Annotated in this window: 3 protein-coding genes; 1 reads left to right on the top strand and 2 read right to left on the bottom strand. The window is 33.5% G+C overall.

All coding sequences use genetic code 11. The features are described from left to right. The first annotated feature begins 1,942 nt into the window (after positions 1-1,942). The gene (locus ASJ81_RS08800) at positions 1,943-3,898 is read left to right on the top strand and encodes a 5'-methylthioadenosine/S-adenosylhomocysteine nucleosidase family protein (protein ID WP_170943257.1); all 1,956 of its coding nucleotides are present in this window, start codon (positions 1,943-1,945) and stop codon (positions 3,896-3,898) included. A gap of 100 nt (positions 3,899-3,998) precedes the next feature. Here ASJ81_RS08800 and ASJ81_RS08805 read toward each other — a convergent pair whose 3' ends face one another. Together ASJ81_RS08805 and ASJ81_RS08810 are read right to left on the bottom strand one after the other, a co-directional pair. Further along, entirely contained in the window at positions 3,999-4,625 is a 627-nt protein-coding gene (locus ASJ81_RS08805) for a sarcinarray family MAST domain-containing protein (RefSeq protein WP_095644147.1), read from the bottom strand. 11 nt (positions 4,626-4,636) lie between these two features. Continuing rightward, the coding region (locus tag ASJ81_RS08810; RefSeq protein ID WP_212556053.1) for a DUF7286 family protein at positions 4,637-4,968 on the bottom strand (332 nt) is incomplete at its 5' end.

Consider the following 4,968-nt stretch of genomic DNA (forward strand, 5'->3'; position numbering starts at 1 on the left):
CCTGATAATTATCTGTATATAATTATTTTTCTTTATTATATTTATTTGTATTCGTGTTCAAACATGGTGTTTATACAAATAAGTTGTATTATATGTACTGATATGAACACAGGATAAGTGTTAAGAAATGCAGAAAAAGAAATACACAAGAAATTAAAAAGAATTATAAAGATAAGACTTACACACAGATACAAAATCAGTTACGTCAAAGACTGTATATAACGTTAGACTCTGTGAGACCGAGTAAGAGATATATGGGCGGGTAAGAGCAATCCCGCCAACGGGTTTGAGAGAAGCATGGAAAGAATAAGGCCTGCTCCTTATGATTACAGACCAAACCTAGGAAATAGGTCTGCATATGAATATCAGTATTAAAAATATTTAAGCGTTTTTACAGTGTTTGTTTTAGATCATCGATGTCCGTGCAGGTTACAGATTAAAAGAAAACGGATAAAGATTGGACTTCTTCATGTATATGTTAGATAAGTTCGTTTACTGCAAAAGCAAGCCTATTCAAAAGTCTCGTCTTTAGCAGATTTTATGAACGCATATTCGTACATTAATGCCACTAGCCATCCACCTACCTCCACTAATACAGATACATCGCCAGTAATCCTATATAAATTCATAATAACAAGAATATTTAGAACAGTACATGCAATCACCAAGTAGTGCATTCTCTTTTTAAAACGTGCAGAAAGCCGCATTTAATTCTCCCCTTAACTCTACTTATCTTAACTTCTGCTTTTTTAGGCGCATATTATGTTTTCCCGCAAATTTACAAGGTCAAATGATTGCGATTTATTTTACCTTGAATATCATGTGCGCAAGTTTAAGCGCATATATCAATATCAAATGGCATTTATGCGCTTTGAAATGCTGAATTAAAGTACTATATAAGGGCAACGAAGTTGAAAAACATTGGATTCACAAGAACAATTGGTAATATCAATAAATTGTCACTATTTTCTTTGATTTTTTTTAAAATTATCGTGTAAGTCTTATAAAATCTACAGAAAAACACAGATATTTTACTAAGCGTTTACAATTTGCAGAATTATAAACCTATTTGGCATCTGCTTTTACCATAGAAGCGCAAATATCAGCAAGTACTTATAGAATGTTTTAATATCTTCTAAAAGGATGATTAATTATGGAAAAGTTAGTTAAAGCCATTATATATTTTATAGCACTGTGCGACTCTGTTCCAAAATCCAGTGATTTTTGCATTTTTGATAGAAAATCTGAATTAGCAAGAAGAATCCAGTTTTTATCAAAATCAATATTCGCTATCTAAAGACTTGAATCATTAAGTTGTATTACACGGATGGTGACCATTTACAAAATCTAGTGATTTTGAATTTTACATCCATCACTAGATTTTGGTACTGAGTCCACTGTGCTTTATAATTTTTATTATTGGTCTCATACTTTTAGGTAGGTAACACTTTGAAATAGCCCATTTTGCAAAAATGCAGGGCAGAAGGCTACAGTATAAGCAACCTTTTAAATATAGTAATTTTTCATAGAAAATGCTCAATTATAGGAAGTCGAAAAAACAAAAAGAGAAGAAAGGTAAGCGTTTTCCAGAGTATACACTGTAACAATTATTACTCAAATAACTCGGTTATATAAAATAATTTGTAACTATTCAGCCTATCAAAAAATGTCTATAGATATTGATTTTAGTGAAAACGAGGAATCCAAGAAATAACCTGCTGAAAAAGAAGGAACACAGTCAATTGCCAACAATTTAAGAAACTCAATTTACAGATATTTGTCAATTGAATTAACATAAAGATGGCTATTGATTCTGTTTTACATAGGCTGAATAGTTACAATAATTTTACAGTATCTAGTCGTAAGTAGGCAAGTGATAAATAATAAATTTTATACACACTTATAACTATTAACCGATATGCATATTTTAAAGAGTAAAGCTTTGGAATTAATAGATGAGAAAATCGAGCAGTTCCAACATATTCTAAATAATGCTACTTATGATACTCGTTACAATACAGAATATCACGAAGCATATTATGGTACTGAAACTTTAGTTACCGAACTTTTTTCAGAAGAAGATGCAAAAAAATTTCGTTGGAATGTATCAAATCTTGTTTTAGTTGCAACCATGCATATAGATTATGAAACAGAACTCAAAGACTATAAAAACCATATCAATAAATGTATATCACAATTGAAAGTATATAAAGAAAGAATCAGAAATTTCTGGGAAGCGCCAGAACCACTTGAGCATGAAGTTAATGAAACAATTAGCCAAGAAACTAACATAAAAGCCGACATTTTGTTAGTTACTGCAACTAAGACTGAAAGCAGAGCAATTATTGACATATTTCAGGATATTACTAACCAAACGTCTCAGTTATCACTAATTGGTGACCGGATATATCACGACATTGGCAGTGTCAATGGAATGAGAATATTCATGGTGCAGTCAGAGATGGGATCTGGGGGGTTAGGTTCGTCTCAACAGACTGTGCAGAAGGGAATTATTGATTTAGCTCCCGAGGAAGTGATTATGGTAGGAATTGCTTTCGGCATTGATCCCAAAAAACAATCTATAGGTGACGTTTTAGTTTCAAAACAACTTATGCTTTACGAACTTCAACGAGTAGGAACAAAGGACGGAAATCCCAAATTAATCCCGCGTGGAGATAAAGTACATTCATCTACAAAGCTTTTGAACTATTTCCGAAGCGCAGACTTGAGCTGGGATGAATCAAAGTGTAAAGTAAGCTTTGGTCTCATACTATCTGGCGAAAAGTTGGTGGATAATATAGACTTTCGCCAACAATTATGCGATTTAGACCCAGAAGCTATTGGCGGCGAAATGGAAGGTGCCGGAATGTATGTGGCATGCCATGACTCTAGAATTGATTGGATACTTGTCAAGTCGATCTGTGATTGGGCAGATGGAAACAAAAGTCATAACAAAGAAAATCAACAGAAACTGGCAGCCAAAAATGCTGCCAGTTTTGTGTTGTATATGCTCCAACTAGTTCCCTTTGCTGGAAAATTAAAAGTGTGTGAAAGTGTATCTGATATGGAATCCTTGTTAATTGAAAGATCTTTAGTTGAGAGTAACCATAAACCTGTGATTGGGGAATTAAGAAAAATAACTCCTGAGCCTCAGAGCTCAAAGATTCATGAAACTTTCACCAGCCTTTCAAATGAAAAAATTGAAAACTCAGAAGATGAGAATCACTTTAAAAGAGAAAATGCAGAAAAAATTATTGAAAAAGTAGTTAGACCTTTGAGGGACTGTGCAAAGTATATAAAACCCTATTTCGAAAATGGAGATTATATTCTCAATTTAGAGAATAAAACTGTAAGTTTAAATCTTAAATTCGATGGGTATGAATTTTTCCAAATTTGTGAGAAAAGTAACAGATTCTGTTTAAAAGATGAAAATTTAGTTTTTACTTATAAAAGAGATGAAATTCTCAATAGAAGTATGTCACGAATAACTTCACATTTGGATTATTATAGGGAACATTTTATAGCACTAAAAACTGCTATTGAAAACCTTAATACTTCAAATGTTCCAATCTCCTTTGAAAGTGATATCGCCGTTTTAATTGAAAACGAGAGTAAAAAGTACGCTCTAGCAGAGGATGAAAGAAAGGAAGAATTTCTATTCAAGCTTTATGCAACCGTAGTTACAGGCAAAGATGCATTCAGTGGACATGACTGGGCTACTACTTTAAAAAAGACAAAATCAAAGGAAGTCTTGGAAATAATCAAAAAAGACCCTTATAGCAATGAAACATTTACAAAAATAGAGTATTTAAAAAATGAAATTATTTTGAATATAGATAAATTAATTAATGAACTTAATAGTTTGGATGAAGAGTTGCAAAATGCATATTGTTTGTGACACTAAAGAGCCACCTTGTTTACTATAACTGTGCAGATCCCATTTGCATCTCCTATTTTGATGTCGGTATCCACTCTATTCAGAATAGCTTCAAGTTTATTTACTGGCGAGAGAATCTGAGGAATACAAGCACAAGTGCCGAAATCGCAGTTATTAAACTAAAAGCTGGTGCAGACGCCGATGAAGATGAATTTTCTGAAGATGGTTGCTCCTGGGTGGATTTATTTTCGGATGCAGGCTGTTTGGAAGTAGGAATTTCGCCTTCATAATATTCGTTGGAGATATGAGGGTATGCAACTGTGAATTCTCCTCTTGCAGCAGGCTCATCTTCTCCTTTTTCATGTATTTGGTACCAGAAATTCAAAGGCATAGACCAATCTGCCGATTCTTTTGTAGGCTTTAAAACCCATTCAAAAGTATATACTCCCGGATCTAAGGATTCAAAGTGTTTCTTTTCAGCAAATTTAGAAGGGCCTTCAATTACTTCATAAGGAGAATCAGACCCAATACTGTCAATTTCAATAAATAATCTTGATGTTTGATTTAGTGTCATGACGATCTTTACCTTGAAAGGTTCACCAATTTTCAGGACTGGTTTTGCTATTTCGTCTCCAGGCAGTATTTTGTCATTATAGTATACATCTATTGAGCCATAGGGAGAAGATGCAGAAACAATGTCAATAAGTGACAGTAAAAGCAACCCTAAAATTAGAATCCCAGTTTTCATTTGCTTCCTCCTTATTTTGATACAAGATATTCGTATCCTATTGATTCTTCGGTGCTTTTTCCCAATTTATCCCCAACACCCTTTGGGCCTGGTCCTACTATTGTAGCTGCGCATCCACTAAAATTAAAAGTTATAGGTGTGTTTTGACCAATGTACTCATTATTAAGAACGATTGCATCATCTTTTCTCACATATTTTTGACCTTTGTGGCCAAAATAAGGTTCAGGGATTACTTCATTGTCGTTATCAATAACTGTAAGGATTTCATATTCTCCTTTAATTTCATAAGTCCACACATTAACCGTAAAAATCCAGTGTGGTGGCATTATTGGCAGCCCACATG

The organism is Methanosarcina spelaei (genome assembly GCF_002287235.1).
Taxonomy (GTDB): Archaea; Halobacteriota; Methanosarcinia; order Methanosarcinales; family Methanosarcinaceae; genus Methanosarcina; species Methanosarcina spelaei.

Coding starts and splice junctions, on each gene's coding strand:
- ASJ81_RS08805 (WP_095644147.1), bottom strand. CDS start 4,625: ATGAAAACTGGGATTCTAATTTTAGGGTTGCTTTTACTGTCACTTATT.